Consider the following 16,030-nt stretch of genomic DNA (forward strand, 5'->3'; position numbering starts at 1 on the left):
TTTTTAATCGAGGGGTTAAAAATAGGAGATACGGGCTAGATAATCGTAATGCTCCCCCTCTTCTATTTTCTCCGCTTTGAAGCCGGCTTGCCTCGCGTATAGATAGAGGGTGTTGAAATCGATATAGAGCCAATCGAACGAATCTCCCCGGATACTCTTATATTGCATACGGAAGTCGATCTCTCCGAAATAATCGTCCTCGGGGGCGATATCCAGATTCCCGTCTTCATCCTCAAATAAATAGCTTAAATCACTGGAGTCGAGTAGAAGTTGTCCGTCTCGGGCTAGCACCTCTTTCAAGCGGTGAAAGAAGGCCGGGAGATTTTCCAGTTTGCCGATAATCCCGGAGCCGTTCATCAAGAGAAGGAGGGTGTCGAATGGCCCGGTTAAGCGCTTGTCGAAGAAGTTCTGCAAGCGGGCCTCTTTCACGCCCCGCGCGCGCATGGCCTCTACGGAAAGAGGGGATATGTCGATAGCGGTGACCGCTTTGCCCATCTCTTGCAAGGCCAAGGTGTGACATCCGCTTCCGGCACCGACATCCAGTATCTTGCCTGTACTGAGTTGAAGGGCCTTCTGTTCCAGGGAAGGCATTTCCTGGAAAGTCCGGAATAATTGATTCACCGGGATCTCGTCCTCGTCGAACATGGAGGAGAATACGCGGAGTTTGTCCGCTTTCCCATGCGCGAGATAGTCGGTGATCGCGGCGCCCATCGGGTCTTTATCGGAGGTCAGAAGCATTGAATGCATAGGTGTTTGTTTTATATATAAGGTGTGTTTTAGGATATGGGTGCGAAATTAATATATTCTTTTTACATTTATGGCCTATAAGAAGTATAGTTATGTTTCTTTCAAAACCGTAAAGCAATCAAGAGAATGAAAGCATTGAGATTAGAGACCCGGGTAGAGCTCTTCGAGGTAGGAGAGTTGGACGCGGTATACAAGCGATTGTACGAGGCCGCCTTTGAAGCTTCGCGGAAGGCCTACGCTCCTTATTCCAAGTTTCATGTGGGAGCGGCGGTCCTGTTGGAGAATGGCGAGATCCTTTCCGGGAATAATCAGGAGAACGCGGCCTATCCGTCCGGGCTTTGCGCGGAACGGACCACCTTGTTCTACGCGGGGGCGCGTTACCCGGACGTGCCCGTCCGGATTTTGGCGATCGCCGCTATGAAGGATGGGGAGCGTGTGGATCTTATCACGCCCTGCGGCGCTTGCCGGCAAGTGATGTTGGAAACCGAGCAGCGTTACGGCCAACCGATGGAAGTCCTTCTTTGTGGAAAAGAGGTGGCGTATCTCGTTCCGGGCGCGGCGACCCTGCTGCCGTTCTGTTTCGGTAAGTCGGATTTGATCCGGTAGCCTAAGAAGCGGCGAGGACGATTCCCGCCCTCGCCGCCATATGCCCGATCATGAAGTCCGGTTAGATTCCTAAGGAGGCCTTGATCTGGCGGATCTTTTCTTCCGCCGCTTTCTCGGCCTCCGGCAATTCATCGACATGTTTTACCTTGGAGTGAACCTCGCAATAGAATTTGATCTTCGGTTCCGTACCGGAAGGACGGATGGATACCTTTGTATTGTCTTCCGTGAAGTATTGGAGCACGTTGGAGGTAGTAGGCATGTCTAACGTGACGGTCTCGTTCTCCGCGTAGTCCTTGCCTTTCAGGGTGGAGTAATCGTAGAAATAGGTTACCTTGGAGCCGGCGATCTCAGTCAACGGGTTCTCGCGGAACTGCTTCATCATAGCCTCGATCTCTTCCGCTCCGCTCTTGCCTTTCTTCACGACAGAGATGCCTTTCTCCTTGGAGAAGCCGTATTCTACGTAAATCTTTTGAAGCAATTGGTACAGACTCAAACCTTGATCTTTTGCCCAGGCCGCGATCTCGGCCAAGATGACGCAGGCGGAGACGGCGTCTTTGTCGCGAACGAAGTCCTCGCAAAGGAATCCGTAGCTTTCCTCGCCACCGCCGATATAGTTTTTCTTGCCCTCGTTCTCGCGCATCACGTTGGCGATCCATTTGAAGCCCGTGTAGACATCGTACAGCTCTACGCCATTGCGCTCGGCGATCGCCTTGATCGTCTCTGTCGTGACGATTGTCTTTACGATATATTCCTTACCGTTGATCTTGCCCAACTCTTTCCAGCGGGTGATCAGGTAGTAAACGAACATCAAGGCGGTCTGGTTGCCATTTAAAAGCACCCATTCGCCCGCGTTGTTCTTGACGGCGGCACCGACACGGTCCGCGTCCGGATCGGAGGCCATCACCAATTCGGCGTCGGTCTCTTTCGCCTTCTCTACGGCCATCGCCAAAGCGGCCGGCTCCTCCGGGTTCGGCGAGATGACCGTCGGGAAATCACCGCTGACGACATCTTGTTCCGGCACATGGATGATGTTCGTGAATCCGTAAGCTTTCAAGGCGGCGGGAACCAATTTGACGCCTGTCCCGTGGATCGGGGTATATACGATCTTCATATCCTTATGGCGGAAAATAGCCTCCGGAGACAAGGAGATCGTCGTCAACGCCTTGATATATTCATCATCGACGGCTTGCCCGATGATCTCGATCAGGTCTTTATTCCCTTTGAACTTAATCTCGCTCGCGTTGCGGATCTTATTGACCTCGGCGATCGTATTCTTGTCGTGCGGGGCGATCATTTGCGCGCCGTCATCCCAATACGCCTTGTATCCGTTGTATTCTTTCGGATTGTGGGAAGCCGTCAAGATGATTCCGCTCTGGCATCCCAGCTTACGGATCGCGAATGACATTTCCGGGGTCGGACGCAGGTCCTCGAATAGATAGACCTTGATGCCGTTGGCGGAGAAGATATCGGCCGATATTTCCGCGAACTTACGGCTGTTGTTCCGGCAATCGTGGCCGATGACGACCTTTATCTGTTCCAGGTCCGCGAATTCCTTTCTCAGGTAGTTGGACAACCCCTGGGTGGCCGCGCCAACCGTATAGATATTCATGCGGTTCGAGCCTACGCCCATGATTCCCCGCAATCCACCCGTGCCGAATTCCAGGTCTTTATAAAAACACTCGATTAACTCGGTCGGATCTTCGTTGTCCAGTAACGCTTTCACTTGCGCGCGAGTCTCCGCGTCATAACTTTTCGTAAGCCATCCTTGTGCCTTACCTCTTACCATTTCCAATAAGTCGTTGTTTTCCATGTTTATAATATTATTGTGTTTATTGTTGAGTAACCTACTCAATACGATAAATATACGAGAAACAAATATACGAATTTATTGAAGTAAAGCAATCAAAGGGCCTATATTTTGCCTAAAAAAACGCGATTTATCGCGTTTTACCACGTAAACGGGTGTGTGTAAACCGACTCGTTCCCGCAAGCATCCGTCACGGTCAATTTAAGTTCGTGCCTGCCTCTTCGCAGTCTCTCTTTGTCGAAGCGATAGGTGACGACCGATTTATTGTTCATCTCGAACAGGGCGAACTGCCCGTCTATCTCTCCCCGGTAGCTTTGTACTCCGCTCAGGTTGTCGGACAAACGGAATACGAAGCGCTCTCCGCGGATCCACGCCTGCCGGTTGAGCGGTGTGATGACCGGGGCCTCCGTATCGGACGCGATCTTGTAACTGCCCAGCTCCCGGATCTCCGCGTCGATCCAGCCGTCGCGGTAGGTGCCGCCTATCCAGGAGGCACGCCCGTCTTGCAAGCGGATCACGCCATATTGCCGCCTGTCCGCGCACGTGTCGCGTCGCGCGAATAGCGATAGCCGGGCCCTTCCATGCAAGGGGACGGGTTTGTCGTGCAATAGGTGGGTGGCCGACAACGCGGCGCTATCTTCTTTCACCGAGTAGCGGAAGTAGAGGTCATTGTACAGATTGCCTCTCGGCAGGACGAGACGGATGCCCTTGGCGCCGAACCGGTTCTCGCTGCCCCAGTGGAAGAATACCGCGCGGGCCGTGTCGATCCGGGGGATCTCCTGCTCCTTCCCCTCGATCCGGATGGATAGGCGGGTCGTGTTGCCGAAAGCGTCGGCGAGTGTATAGGCCAGCTGATAGGTGCGCGGTTCATCGACGCGCAAGATCCCCCGGTTTACGCTCTCAAGGAAGCGTAGCCGGTTTCCCGGCTCGATGAAACTGCGCGTATAGAAGGAGCGGCGCTCTTTCCAGGTTTCGTAGTCGGTGAAGCTGTTCAGGTAGCGGGTCTCGTCAAACGAGAAGGTGTCGAGATGGCTACGGAAGATCACTTGGCTGTCCGCCGTGAGCGTGATGTCTCGTACGCCATAGGTGTTGGTCGTGTTATCCATGTAGTCGCAGGCTTTTACGGCGAGTCCGATCTCTCCCCACGCCTCGATTTTCCCGGCGATTGTCAGTTCCCCCTCTTTCGTCGCGACGGCTTTTCGCTCAAGCTTCCCGCTTTTGCCGTTTACTACGCCTTTCCCTTCGATGGGGACGATCTGTATGCCCTGGATTTTAGGAGGGCGGGTGTCGGTTATCCGGTCCAGGAAATAATCCAAGGGGTCCAGGAGCTCCTCCGTCTCCGTGTCTCGTACCTCGAAATGGAGATGAGGCCCGCCGGAGCTCCCGGTATTGCCGCTCAGCGCCACGACCTCGTCTCTCTCCACGGGAAGCAAGTCCGGCGTGAGGCGGAGATCCACGTTGAAACTTTCTCGCTCGTATTGTCGCGCCTTCACGTAATCCGCTATTTTCTTCGAGAATTCCCGCAGGTGGCCGTATACGGTAGTCGTCCCATCCGGGTGTGTGATGTAAAGCCCGTTGCCGTAGCCCCAGGGACTTACGGATATACGCGATACATATCCCTCTTGTACCGCGTGTACGGGTTTGCCTTCCGCCCCTTGGGTCTTGAAATCGATCCCGGAATGGAAATGGTTGCTTCTTAACTCTCCGAAATTCCCGCTCAGCAGGATCGGGAAATCGAGGGGATTCCTGAGTCGCTGGGCCTCTGCCTTGGCGAGGATGCCGCCGATCAGGAGGAGTAGGAGTGATGTATAGGGGATCTTCATGCCGCTTTTCTGTTTGAGAGGGCAAATATAGTGAATTGCCGGCTGTTTTTTCGCCGTTTTGGGGCTGTTCATCGGATGACCGGGCTGTTTTTTCGCCGTTTTGGGGCTGTCCATCGGATGGCCGGACGATTTTTCGCCGTTTCGGGGCTGTTCATCGGATGATCGGGCGATTTTTCGCCGTTTTGGGGCTGTTCATCGGATGACCGGGCGATTTTTCGCCGCTTCGGGGCTGTTCATCGGATGACCGGGCGATTTTTCGCCGTTTTGGGGCTGTTCATCGGATGACCGGGCGATTTTTCGCCGTTTTGGGGCTGTCCATCGGATGACCGGCTGTCTATCCGGAAGTCGGCGATGATCGGCAGGTGGTCGCTGAAGCCACCCTCGTATTTAAAGCCGTGATAGGTCCGGAAAGGACGTACGCCCCGCCAGGTCTTGTCCCGGGTCAGCAAGAAACCGGGGGCGAATAGCCGGATGCTTTCCGGGATGAGGCGCAGGGAAGAGCCTGGCGTGACGAGATCGCGGTTTACGATGATTTGATCGAGCTGGCTCCATTCGCCCCGGTATTTGTGGCTGCCCGGGAATTGGGTTATGCGGGGGTCCGCGAACAGGTTGTAGTAGGCGCAAGACGCGGGATCCGCGCTCCGCGCCTCCTCGGGAAGGGCCCGGGCGGCGAGTACCTCGGAGATGCTCCGGTCTTGAGGCGTATCGTTGAAGTCTCCCAGCATGAGTATCCGCGGTTTCTCCCGCGTCCGGCACAATGAGTCGCCAACCTCTCGTAACGTGCGGGCCGCGTCGAGGCGATCCCGCTCGCTCTCCTTCTCCCCTCCGTAGCGGGAGGGGAAATGACACACGAGAACATCCAGGGTATCGCCTGTCACGATCTTCCCGGATACGTGCAGGATGTCCCGGGTTAATTTGTGCCTCTCCCCGGAGAAACGAACCGGGATGGAGGCGTGGCGTAAATAGCCGAATTGATCGCGTTGATAAAGCAGGGCGACGTTCATCCCCCGGGGATCGGGGCCTCGCGTGATGATGTACCGGTACTCCAGCCAGCGGAGCGGGGTGCGGCGGGTCAGGTGAGAGAGGACGGAATCGTTCTCGACTTCGCAAAGGGCGATCAGGGCCGGCGTGCCCCACTCCCCGGCGGCGCTGATCACTTTCGCGATGTGTTGTAGCTTGCGGTCGTAGCGGCCGGGCGTCCAGTAGCGGTCGCCGGAGGGCAGGAACGCGTCGTCGTCCGCGGTTGGGTGATCCCTCGTGTCGAAAAGGTTCTCCACGTTATAGGCCATGACCCTGAAGGTCGCCTGGGCGAATAGCCGAGGGGCGGCAACGGATAGGAGAAAAAGCAGGAGAATCTTCATTGTCAAGGCTTGGGGGGATGCTGCGAGGTCTCTTTACTCGCCCGGATCCTCGGTCTCTTCCCGGACGAACTCGTAGGCGCCTATGGTCGGGCCGTCCGAGGCGGTCAGCCGGTCGACGCCGTAGCGGTCGACCGGATAATTCCTCGTCACCTCGGGGTCCGCTTTCCCGACCCCGGCGGTCGACGCGGAGTCGGGCCGGAAATCGTAGGCATATTGGTTGGGCTTGCCTCCCACTTTCCGGTAGGAGGGCGTCTCCTGGATAAACAAGACCTCCCGGAAGTGGTCGCCGGAGGATTCCCGGGCCTTGAGCACGCAGTGGTTGAACCGATAGTCGAAATCCGTGCCGCCATCCGCTCTCGGGGTGAGCGGCTGGCCCGAGGCGATCCCGATCTCGCCCGACGTCCCGATCTCGCCCGCCTCATAGCTTCCGTCGATAACGCAATTGTCGAAATGGGCTCGCGCGATGGGATAGGGGCCGCCCCCGTCTACCGTCACGTTATCGAGCAGGTACAGGCATTTGCTGTCCAAAGAGACGGTCTCGCCGGCCATCTCCCTTTGGGTCAGGCTCATGTAATTGGCCATCGTGCAGTGGGCGAAGTAGTAGCTGCCGCCGGCCAGGGTAAGTACGCTTCCCGCGGCATTGCTGAATTCCGTGTTCGCGGCGATAACCTCACAATTGACGGCGAGGAACAGATCGCCTCCCATATTCGTGATCTGTGAGTTGTTTATCGTGATCTTCGGCCGGTCCGGGGTGGAGGGCTCGCAGTAGACACCGGAGGTGCCATTCCGTACGATCACGTTGTCCCAGACATTCCCGTAGCTGTCCGCCTTGAAGGTAATGCCTCCCCATTGCCCGGGAGTCCGGTCGTAAGGCAATAGATCATCGAGTATATAATCCAGGCGGTCGCCCCGGAACGTGATCGGCTCATCCAAGGTGCCCGAGGCGTTCATGGAACCGTGAACGATCAGGCTCGCCTTGTCGTGCATGTAGAAAGTGGCCCCCTTCTCGATACGCAGGGAGACACCCTTCGCGATAACCAGGCTGTCGTAGACCAGGTAAGGACGGCGGGCCGTGAGGATCGAGTCTCTCGTGATCGTGACACCGCCTTTGCAAAGGTTGACATCCTGCCCGTAGGCTTCCAGTAACACGGATTGCCGGACGCCGTTCACCGTGAACAGCACGGAGTCCTGTATCAACAGCGGTTGGTCGCCTCCGTTCGGATCGACGGTTACCTCCACGAATACATACATGCTGTCATGGGCCAGTATCCCTACATTATTGAACAGGCTGCCTCTGCGCCCATCCACGTTCATCCGGAAGCCGGTGGCCTCACCTCCGGCCAGCAGGATGGACTCGATGCTCAGCGGCTCATCGTTCTCATTGTAGATCATAAATTGGCGGGTGGTGGAACCGATCGTGCTGAAGACCGTGTCGAAGGCGAGCGTGTCTGTCGAGAAGCTTAGCCGGTAGGTCGGGTTGGCGGAGTACGGCTCGTCCAGGCCGTCGCACGCCGGGAGCAGGTTCAACAGAAGCGTCGCGAGTATGAATAGTGTTGTCGTGAATCGTCTCATTTCCGTAAATTAAAAAGAGGACAGACACGGCTCTCGTGTCTCTCCTCTTCCTCTAACGCAAAAAACGCGGGTTTATTTTGCGGGGATGCTCTTTAATAACTCAAGAAGGTGGCTCCACCATAAACCGACCGTGGCGATCTCGATACGCTCGTTGGGTGAATGCACGTCACGCAAGGTCGGCCCGAACGAGATCATATCCAGCCTCGGATATTTCTCCAGGAACAGGCCGCACTCCAATCCGGCGTGGATGGCCATGATCTTGGCCTCCTTGCCGAACAGGCGTCTGTAGGTCTCCCGCGCGATCTTCAAGATCCCGGAATCGGGATTCGGGGCCCATCCCGGGTAGCCGTCGCCCTGTCTCACGTCGGCCCCGGCCAGCAAGAAGGTGGAGGCTACCGTGTTGGCGGCGGCGATCTTGCTGGACTCGATAGAGCTGCGCTGGCTGGTGCCGACCAAGATCGTGTGGCCCTCTTTCATCTTTACGGAAGCGAGGTTGGTGGAGGTCTCCACCAAGCCCTCTATATCGTGGCTCATACCGATCACGCCGTGCGGGCAAGCGTGCAAGGCGTAGATTAATTTCCCGGCGGTGGCGTTGTCGATATGATACTCCGGACGATCCGTGGATTCCATGGTGAGCTGAACCTTCGGATCCACATGCCTCAGCTCATTCTCTACGTCGGCGGCGAGATGGTTCAGCAAGACACGTACATCCTCCTTGTCCTCCGGGCGCAAGCCGATCACGGCGTGTGCCTCGCGGGCGATCGCGTTACGCAAGTTCCCTCCATCGATCGCGCAAAGGACGAAATCATAGCTCTTTTTCAACAGGAACAGGAAACGGGTCAATATCTTGTTGGCATTGCCCAGCCCCTTGTGGATCTCGCCACCGGAGTGACCGCCATTCAGCCCCTTCACATCGATGCGGAAATAGAGCATCTCGCCGGACGTAGGAACCGGCTCGTACTGGAAAGTCGCCTGCGTGTCCTTGCCTCCGGCGCAGCCCATGAAGATCTCTCCCTCGTCCTCGCTGTCGAGATTTAACAAGATATCCCCGGTCATGAAGCCCTCTTTCAAGGCTTTCGCCCCGGTCAAGCCGGTCTCCTCGTCTACCGTGAACAGACATTCGATCGGGCCGTGTTGGATATCCTCCGAAGCAAGCAAAGCCAACTCGGCCGCCACGCCGATACCGTTGTCGGCTCCCAAGGTCGTGCCGTTGGCGCGCAACCACTCGCCGTCGACGATCGTCTCGATCGGATCCTGTTCGAAATCATGTTTCGTGCCGTTATTTTTCTCGCAAACCATATCCATGTGAGACTGCAGTACCACTACCGGGCGATCCTCCATCCCCGGAGTGGCAGGCTTCGACATTAAGAGGTTGCCGGCTTCATCCTTCTTGATCGCTAGGTTATACGCTTTCGCGAACGATTCCAGGAATTCAATCATTTTCCCTTCCTTTTTTGAGGGGCGAGGCACTTGGGTTACCTGATGGAAGAATTTCCATACGATAGCAGGCTTTAAATCAGTAATCTTCATAATGTTACAATGTATTATAGATGTTACTCCAAAGTTAATAAAATCGCAACCGGAAGAGCTTAGTTCGAAAAAAAGTAGAATAAAATGCCAAAAAGACACTTAGTAATCACTTAAACTCTTATATTTGCGTCCACAAATATAGAGAAAATGCTTGCAACGTTATTATTTACGATCATAATTCTTGTTATCAGTGTCGCGTTGCTGTCGATAAAGGTGCTGTTGAAAAAGGGAGGGAGGTTCCCGAATACGCATATCGAAGGAAACCGGGCGTTGGGCAAGAGAGGCATATTTTGCGCGAGGACCATGGATCGTATGGCGGCTAAGCAAAAGGGGCTCTATGAGATCATGAACGAGATAAAAGAATAGAAAATAAGATTTAAATTGCACTTTATGAAGAACATTAACTACGTTATTAACGGTGTGCTGGCGGTGGCTGTCGTAATCTTGTATATTATGCAATTTTCCGGCAAGAAAGAATCAGGCGTGACAAGGACATTCGCGTCAACGGGGGACACAACGGCCTTGCTCCCGGTCGCTTATGTAAATGTGGATTCCCTGTTACTCAATTACAATTATTCCAAGGATCTGAACGAGATCATCTTGAAGAAGCAAGAGAACTCTCGCGCTAACATCACCCAGAAGGCTCGTAGTTTACAAAGCGAGATGCAAGATTTTCAGCGGAAGGTAGAGAACAACGCTTTCCTTACCCGCGAGAGAGCGGAGCAAGAGCAGCAACGTTTATTGAATAAGCAACAAGAGTTGCAGGACTTGGATAACCAACTGGCCCAAGAGTTGATGCAAGAGCAACAGAAGCTGAACGAGCAGCTACGCGATACGGTGGTTTCTCAACTAAAGGCATTCAACCAGGGTAGAGGTTACCAAGTGGTATTCAGCAATACGGTAGGAGACAATATCCTTCTGGCCGGCGATTCCTATGACATCACAAGCGAGTTGCTGGAATACTTGAACAAGAATTATTCCTCTCCGGCCAAGTAGGCTATTCCTGAAGTCAGGAGAGCGGAAAAAGGGTGTATCAAAAGAGCGTTTGATACACCCTTCCTTTTGTGGGCGGTTACTCCTTAGGCGTGACGAAAGCGGTATATACCTGCAAGATAGCGGCTACGCTCAAGCAAAGGATCCACTCGGTACGGTCGTTGAACATAAAGCCGGAAGATACGACCATCAGAAGTCCGGCGAATACGTTGAAACGGTGGAGCCGACGGCGGCGAAAGTCCAAGTCCTTGACCGGGAGGGTCAGGTAGCAGACCGCTATACCCGCCGCGCCGATAGCGAATAAATAAGGGGCGACAGCCCAATGGGTAAGAAACAATCCCGCGCCGGCTAAGACGAGCAATCCCGCTACGCCGAAAATAATCGATCTGATCGGTTGATTCATCTATTTGTCCTTGATAATAAAAACATCCTCGTTCGACCTTTTCATGAAATACTCTTCACGGGCGAAACGTTCCAGCCCCTCCTTGTCCGTATGAAGGTCGTTTAATTTCTTGCTGTTGATTTCGATCTCCTTTTGGTAATGATGGATCTCTTTCTCCAGACCGCGTATCTTCTCATCGTACGTATAGCGTTTATACAGGCTGCTATCGCCTACCGTAAAGGTGACGATAAGGAACACGATGGTGACCAACCAATAAGCGTTGATCCACGATAGGTACTTTAGGTAAAACTCTTTTATGCGTGACATCGGAAAATCGTTTTCGCGAAGATAATGAATTTTTTTGCCTATCTTTGCCAAAGTCAATAAAAAGCAGAGAATGGATAATTACATTGTATCGGCGAGAAAATACCGCCCGTCCACTTTCCGGAGTGTAGTAGGGCAGAAGTCTCTTACCACTACGCTGAAAAACGCGATACAAAGCAACAAACTGGCGCATGCCTACCTGTTTTGCGGTCCTCGGGGCGTGGGAAAGACCTCGTGTGCCCGTATCTTTGCGAAGACGATCAACTGCTTGAATCCGACGGCGGATGGCGAGGCTTGCAACGCGTGCGAGTCCTGCCGGGCTTTCAATGAGCAGCGTTCCTACAATATCCATGAACTGGATGCCGCGTCGAATAACTCGGTGGATGATATACGCACCTTGATCGACCAAGTGCGTATCCCGCCCCCAATCGGTAAATACAAAGTCTTCATCATAGACGAGGTCCACATGTTGACAACCGCCGCTTTCAACGCGTTCTTGAAGACATTGGAGGAGCCTCCGCATCATGCTCTTTTTATCTTGGCTACGACCGAGAAGCATAAGGTGCTTCCTACGATCCTTTCCCGTTGCCAGATCTATGATTTCTCCCGTATATCCATCGCCGATATGGTGGAGCATTTGCAATATGTCTCTTTGCAAGAGGGGGTTACCGCGGAGCCGGAAGCCTTGAACGTGATCGCTCAGAAGGCGGATGGAGGTATGCGCGACGCCTTGTCCATCTTTGACCAAGTGGTAAGTTTCACGAATGGCAATATCACGTATCAGGCGGTTATCAATAACTTGAACGTGCTGGATTATGAGTACTATTTTCGTCTGACGGATGCGATCTTATCCGGTAATGTGCGGGCATCTCTATTGACCTTGAACGAGATATTGGGTAAAGGATTTGACGGGCAGAATATTATAACCGGTTTGGCCGGGCATTTCCGGGATTTGTTGGTATGCCGGGATGAGTCCACCTTGGCGCTATTCGAGGTGGGAGCTTCTATACGCGAACGATATAAGGAGATGGCGAAACACTGTCCGGATCAGCTTCTGTTCAAAGCGATAGAGCTAGCGAATACGTGCGATTTGAATTATCGTGCCAGCCGCAATAAGCGTCTTTTATTGGAATTGACGTTGATTCAGCTCTGTCAATTAACACAGATGGCCGCCGACGATAAAAAAAAAACACAGATTGAGCCGATATCCGCCGGGGCGAACCCGGCTCCTCAAACGGTAAGTAACGGGCAGCTTCAACAGCCGCCTCGAGCACCTCAAGCCGCCGCCGCGCAAGTCATGAGCACGCGCATGCCGAGCTCGGCTCTTACGCCACCTCCGTCTCCAGCGCCTAATCCGGCCCGGAAAACCGCTCGTCCGATGGGAATATCCATGAAGGAGATCGGAGTGGAGAAGCCTAAGCAACAAACCGTTCAACAAACGATAACGACCGAAAGGGAGGTAGTAACTCCCTTCGACAATGACACCTTGGTCCGTGAATGGGATAGTTACGCCGCTACGATTGACAAGAAAGTGTATCTTAAGAATACGATGATCAACTGTAAGCCCACCTTGCAGGAGAATTACTATTTCGAGGTGGCTGTACACAACCCGGGGCAGCAAGAGGAATTGATCAATAACGCGATCCATATCTTGCCATTCCTCCGTCAGCGTCTTAATAATAGCCGCATCCAGATGCGTGTCCGGATCGTAGAGGAAAATGAGAAACAGTTGGCTTATACATCCACGGAGAAGTTAGCGTTGCTGATGAAGATAAATCCAACCTTGGGCCGTTTGAGGGATGAGTTTAATTTGACGTTAGATTAAAATCACTATCTTTGAGGCGAATCAAAAACCGAAGGCTTATGACTCTAATAGCGAATCCCATTTATGACTCCGTCTTTAAGTATATGATGGAGGATGAGAAGGTGGCGAACATCTTATTATCTGCGTTGCTCAAGAAAGAGATCTTGGAGTTGCAGCTGCGCCAGCATGAATATACGAATACGCAGCGGACAAATATTTCCTTGTTTCGCATGGATTTCTCCGCCAAGATAAAGGACGGTAACGGCGAGGAACATCTTGTTCTCATCGAGTTGCAAAAGACATGGTTGCCAACTGAAACGCTTCGTTTTCGTCAGTATTTAGGGACCCACTATTTGAATAAGGATAATGTATGCGAGGATCCAGACTCTCACTTTGGGTTGCCGATAATCTCCATTTATATATTGGGGCATACCTTGGGCGAGTTGAAGGAACCGGTTATCTATGTACGTCGTCGTTATTTGGATTACGAGGATAATGTGATCGAGGGAAAAGACAAGTTCATTGAGAGTCTGACGCATGATAGTATTATCGTACAGATTCCTTTTTTACAGAAAAGAACTCGCAATCGCTTGGAGCGATTACTTAATATCTTTGATCAGAATAGTTGTTTGAAAAATGATGGCCACTTATTGGAAATTGACGAGAACTTGTTTCACAAGGAGGATTTTCCTGTTCTGACTCGTTTGCTTAAAGCGGGTGTCGCTCCGGATGTCCGTCGCTCTATGGATGTGGAAGATGAGATCCTTTCAGAGATTGAAGCCCGTGATACGGCGCTCATGCAGAAAGATCAACTCATTCAGCAAAAGAATCAACAAATAGAACAAAAGAATCAGCAACTAGAGCAAAAGGATCAGCAACTAGAGCAAAAGGATCAGCAACTAGAGCAAAAGGATCAACTCATCCGTTCCATGATACGGATGATGGAGCAAGAAGGCTTGAGTGAAGAGCAAATCGCTCGAAAATTAGGGCTCCCTGTTGAACAAATCAGATCGCTAAAGTAAGAAACAAAAGAGGGGTAGTACTAACCACCCCTCTTTCTTCTCAATACTTTCATTGGAGGAATGCCATACGAGGGTTCGGTTGGCGTTCTCTTCTGCGTCAGATGTCACGAACAGTTGTTCGCTTTGCCCGATCTCTAGCGATAGTGTTTGCTTGTCCAAGCGGATACTAAAAAGAGCTGTCCCTTACAGGATTGTTCTTTGCGGGGGCAACTTCTATTTGATTAAAGCGCAAGCCCTACTAGCAGGCTTTGAAGCTCATGTCTAAGCTCTTGACGGAGTGAGTCAAGGCTCCTACGGAGATGAAGTCTACGCCACATTCCGCGTAATCACGTAGTGTGCTGAACGTGATACCGCCGGAAGATTCCACCTCGAAACGTCCGTTGATGCGTCGAACCGCTTCTTTCGTATTTTCTATATTGAAATTATCCAACATGATACGATCGATACCGCCTACTTTCATGGCTTGTTCCAACTCGTCGAAGTTACGAACCTCGATCTCGATCTTCAGGTTCTTTCCTTTCTCTTTCAGATAGTTTTGCGCACGTGTGATCGCTTGCTCGATGCCGCCGGCGAAATCCACGTGATTGTCTTTCAATAAGATCATATCGAATAAACCGATGCGATGGTTCATGCCGCCACCGATCCGTACAGCCTCTTTCTCGATCATACGCATGCCGGGAGTTGTCTTGCGGGTATCCAAAACGTGAGTTTTGGTACCTTCCAACGCCTTGGCGTATTTACGGGTCGTAGTAGCGATACCGCTCATGCGTTGCATAACGTTCAGCATCAATCGCTCGGTCTGCAACAAGGATTGGATCTTACCTTCCACTACGAACGCGATATCTCCTTTTTTTACTTCGGCTCCGTCTTGTATAAAGACCGTCATTTTCAGTTCCGGATCAAAGTCGCGGAAGATGCGTCTCGCCATTTCCACGCCGGCCAATACGCCATCTTCCTTAATGATTAGCTGGCTTTTCCCCATCGCTGTCTCGGGGATGCAGCATAAGGTCGTATGATCGCCATCGCCAATATCCTCGGCAAACGCTAATTTGATTAAGTCGTCAATAAGCTTGTCCATGTTTTATTCTATTCTGATTGATTGTATGATCGCTGTATTCCCTTCAGCCCGGTACGTGATGTTTACGCGGTACTCACCGGAAGAGGTCGGAAGCTTTCCGACAAGGAAACCGCTTCCCTTTTTATCTGCGTGATGTACGACCGAGAATCCGGAAGGTTCGTTCGAACCGAAAAATGAGGATAACATAGAGACGGCCTCACTCCCGTTGCATTTCTTAGAGGAACCGGGCAAGGCTACATCCACCTCCTTATCCATCGCCCCGGATAGGGAGGAGGCATTTCCTGCCTTGAAAGCATTTGATATATGGGCAATATCCGCCGCCTGCGCGCATACGAACGCGAATACCAAGACGAATGTAAGTAAAAGTCGTTTCATAAGCTCTCCTTATTTAAATAGTTTCTTTCATTTTTTTGAAGAACAGAAGTTCTCTTGTTTTTGCAAAGGTATGTATTTTTCTCGTAACTTAGCCCTTCTAAACACGTAAATGTAAGTAGATGAAGATTGGATTGATTGTGATTGGCAAGACGGATGCCGGTTATTTTGTGGAGGCTATCCATGAGTATAGAAATCGCTTGACGCATTATATACCTTTCGAAATGGAAGTCATACCGGATATAAAGAACGCGAAGAACCTCTCTGAGGCGCAGCAAAAGGAGCGGGAGGGAGAATTGATTTTAAAGGCCTTGCAGCCTGGCGATTATTGGGTGTTGCTGGATGAGAAGGGGAAAGAGTTTACCTCCATGCAATTTTCTGCTTATCTGGAAAGGAAAATGCATACGGTCCCGAAACGCTTGGTATTTGTGGTGGGCGGTCCTTACGGTTTTAGTGAGGCCGTGTATAAGGCCGCGTCGGAAAAGATTTCGTTGAGCAAGATGACTTTCTCCCACCAGATGATCCGATTGATCTTTATCGAGCAGATTTACCGGGCGATGACGATCTTGAATAACGAGCCTTATCATCATGAATAACCGCGTCGCCTCA

General features: G+C 52.2%; 16 protein-coding genes and 1 pseudogene. 6 read left to right on the plus strand and 11 right to left on the minus strand.

Annotation, left to right across the window (positions count from 1 at the left end):
- Window positions 1-15 precede the first annotated feature (15 nt).
- Window positions 16-747 (minus strand): bifunctional 2-polyprenyl-6-hydroxyphenol methylase/3-demethylubiquinol 3-O-methyltransferase UbiG, encoded by a 732-nt coding sequence (locus G7Y39_RS03625; protein ID WP_165155166.1) that lies wholly within the window; start codon window positions 745-747, stop codon window positions 16-18.
- Window positions 748-873: 126 nt separating this feature from the next.
- Here G7Y39_RS03625 and cdd point away from each other — a divergent pair, with 126 nt between their 5' ends.
- Window positions 874-1,353: a cytidine deaminase gene (gene cdd / locus G7Y39_RS03630; protein ID WP_165155168.1), complete on the plus strand. Its 480-nt coding sequence runs from the start codon at window positions 874-876 to the stop codon at window positions 1,351-1,353.
- Between the two features lie 61 nt (window positions 1,354-1,414).
- Here cdd and G7Y39_RS03635 read toward each other — a convergent pair whose 3' ends face one another.
- From G7Y39_RS03635 to G7Y39_RS03655, 5 genes and pseudogenes are all read right to left on the minus strand, one after another.
- A complete protein-coding gene (locus G7Y39_RS03635; RefSeq protein ID WP_165155170.1) occupies window positions 1,415-3,163 on the minus strand; it encodes a phospho-sugar mutase in 1,749 nt (582 codons plus the stop codon).
- Window positions 3,164-3,300: 137 nt separating this feature from the next.
- Complete coding sequence (locus G7Y39_RS03640; protein ID WP_165155172.1) at window positions 3,301-4,983, minus strand: M23 family metallopeptidase; 1,683 nt, start codon at window positions 4,981-4,983, stop codon at window positions 3,301-3,303.
- 326 nt (window positions 4,984-5,309) lie between these two features.
- Window positions 5,310-6,344, minus strand: a pseudogene (locus G7Y39_RS03645) (endonuclease/exonuclease/phosphatase family protein); the annotation flags it as partial.
- A 33-nt stretch (window positions 6,345-6,377) separates the two neighbouring features.
- Window positions 6,378-7,916 (minus strand): hypothetical protein, encoded by a 1,539-nt coding sequence (locus tag G7Y39_RS03650; protein ID WP_165155174.1) that lies wholly within the window; start codon window positions 7,914-7,916, stop codon window positions 6,378-6,380.
- A 72-nt stretch (window positions 7,917-7,988) separates the two neighbouring features.
- Window positions 7,989-9,446 (minus strand): aminoacyl-histidine dipeptidase, encoded by a 1,458-nt coding sequence (locus tag G7Y39_RS03655; RefSeq protein WP_165155176.1) that lies wholly within the window; start codon window positions 9,444-9,446, stop codon window positions 7,989-7,991.
- 147 nt (window positions 9,447-9,593) lie between these two features.
- Here G7Y39_RS03655 and G7Y39_RS03660 point away from each other — a divergent pair, with 147 nt between their 5' ends.
- Both G7Y39_RS03660 and G7Y39_RS03665 read left to right on the plus strand, forming a co-directional pair.
- Window positions 9,594-9,812 (plus strand): hypothetical protein, encoded by a 219-nt coding sequence (locus tag G7Y39_RS03660; RefSeq protein ID WP_165155178.1) that lies wholly within the window; start codon window positions 9,594-9,596, stop codon window positions 9,810-9,812.
- 24 nt (window positions 9,813-9,836) lie between these two features.
- Window positions 9,837-10,442, plus strand: coding sequence for an OmpH family outer membrane protein (locus G7Y39_RS03665; RefSeq protein WP_165155180.1), 606 nt, complete (start codon window positions 9,837-9,839; stop codon window positions 10,440-10,442).
- A 76-nt stretch (window positions 10,443-10,518) separates the two neighbouring features.
- Here G7Y39_RS03665 and G7Y39_RS03670 read toward each other — a convergent pair whose 3' ends face one another.
- Window positions 10,519-10,842 (minus strand): hypothetical protein, encoded by a 324-nt coding sequence (locus tag G7Y39_RS03670; RefSeq protein WP_165155182.1) that lies wholly within the window; start codon window positions 10,840-10,842, stop codon window positions 10,519-10,521.
- A complete protein-coding gene (locus G7Y39_RS03675) occupies window positions 10,843-11,148 on the minus strand; it encodes a septum formation initiator family protein (RefSeq protein WP_165155184.1) in 306 nt (101 codons plus the stop codon).
- A gap of 70 nt (window positions 11,149-11,218) precedes the next feature.
- On the opposite strand from G7Y39_RS03675, the gene G7Y39_RS03680 reads away from it, so the two are divergent.
- Window positions 11,219-12,970, plus strand: coding sequence for a DNA polymerase III subunit gamma/tau (locus G7Y39_RS03680; RefSeq protein ID WP_165155186.1), 1,752 nt, complete (start codon window positions 11,219-11,221; stop codon window positions 12,968-12,970).
- A gap of 38 nt (window positions 12,971-13,008) precedes the next feature.
- On the plus strand, window positions 13,009-13,971 hold the full coding sequence (locus G7Y39_RS03685; RefSeq protein WP_165155188.1) for a hypothetical protein: 963 nt from the start codon (window positions 13,009-13,011) through the stop codon (window positions 13,969-13,971).
- On the opposite strand, the gene G7Y39_RS13850 is transcribed toward G7Y39_RS03685, so the two are convergent.
- The 3 genes from G7Y39_RS13850 to G7Y39_RS03695 form a co-directional block, all read right to left on the minus strand.
- Window positions 13,963-14,130, minus strand: a complete 168-nt coding sequence (locus G7Y39_RS13850) for an Ig domain-containing protein (protein WP_370520352.1) — start codon at window positions 14,128-14,130, stop codon at window positions 13,963-13,965. The genes G7Y39_RS03685 and G7Y39_RS13850 overlap by 9 nt on opposite strands.
- 79 nt (window positions 14,131-14,209) lie before the next feature.
- On the minus strand, window positions 14,210-15,049 hold the full coding sequence (nadC, locus tag G7Y39_RS03690; RefSeq protein WP_165155190.1) for a carboxylating nicotinate-nucleotide diphosphorylase: 840 nt from the start codon (window positions 15,047-15,049) through the stop codon (window positions 14,210-14,212).
- A 3-nt stretch (window positions 15,050-15,052) separates the two neighbouring features.
- On the minus strand, window positions 15,053-15,424 hold the full coding sequence (locus tag G7Y39_RS03695) for a DUF4783 domain-containing protein (protein WP_165155192.1): 372 nt from the start codon (window positions 15,422-15,424) through the stop codon (window positions 15,053-15,055).
- Between the two features lie 119 nt (window positions 15,425-15,543).
- On the opposite strand from G7Y39_RS03695, the gene rlmH reads away from it, so the two are divergent.
- Window positions 15,544-16,017, plus strand: a complete 474-nt coding sequence (gene rlmH / locus G7Y39_RS03700) for a 23S rRNA (pseudouridine(1915)-N(3))-methyltransferase RlmH (protein WP_165155194.1) — start codon at window positions 15,544-15,546, stop codon at window positions 16,015-16,017.
- Window positions 16,018-16,030 lie beyond the last annotated feature (13 nt).

Source organism: Parabacteroides sp. ZJ-118, assembly GCF_011038785.1.
GTDB lineage: Bacteria > Bacteroidota > Bacteroidia > Bacteroidales > Tannerellaceae > Parabacteroides.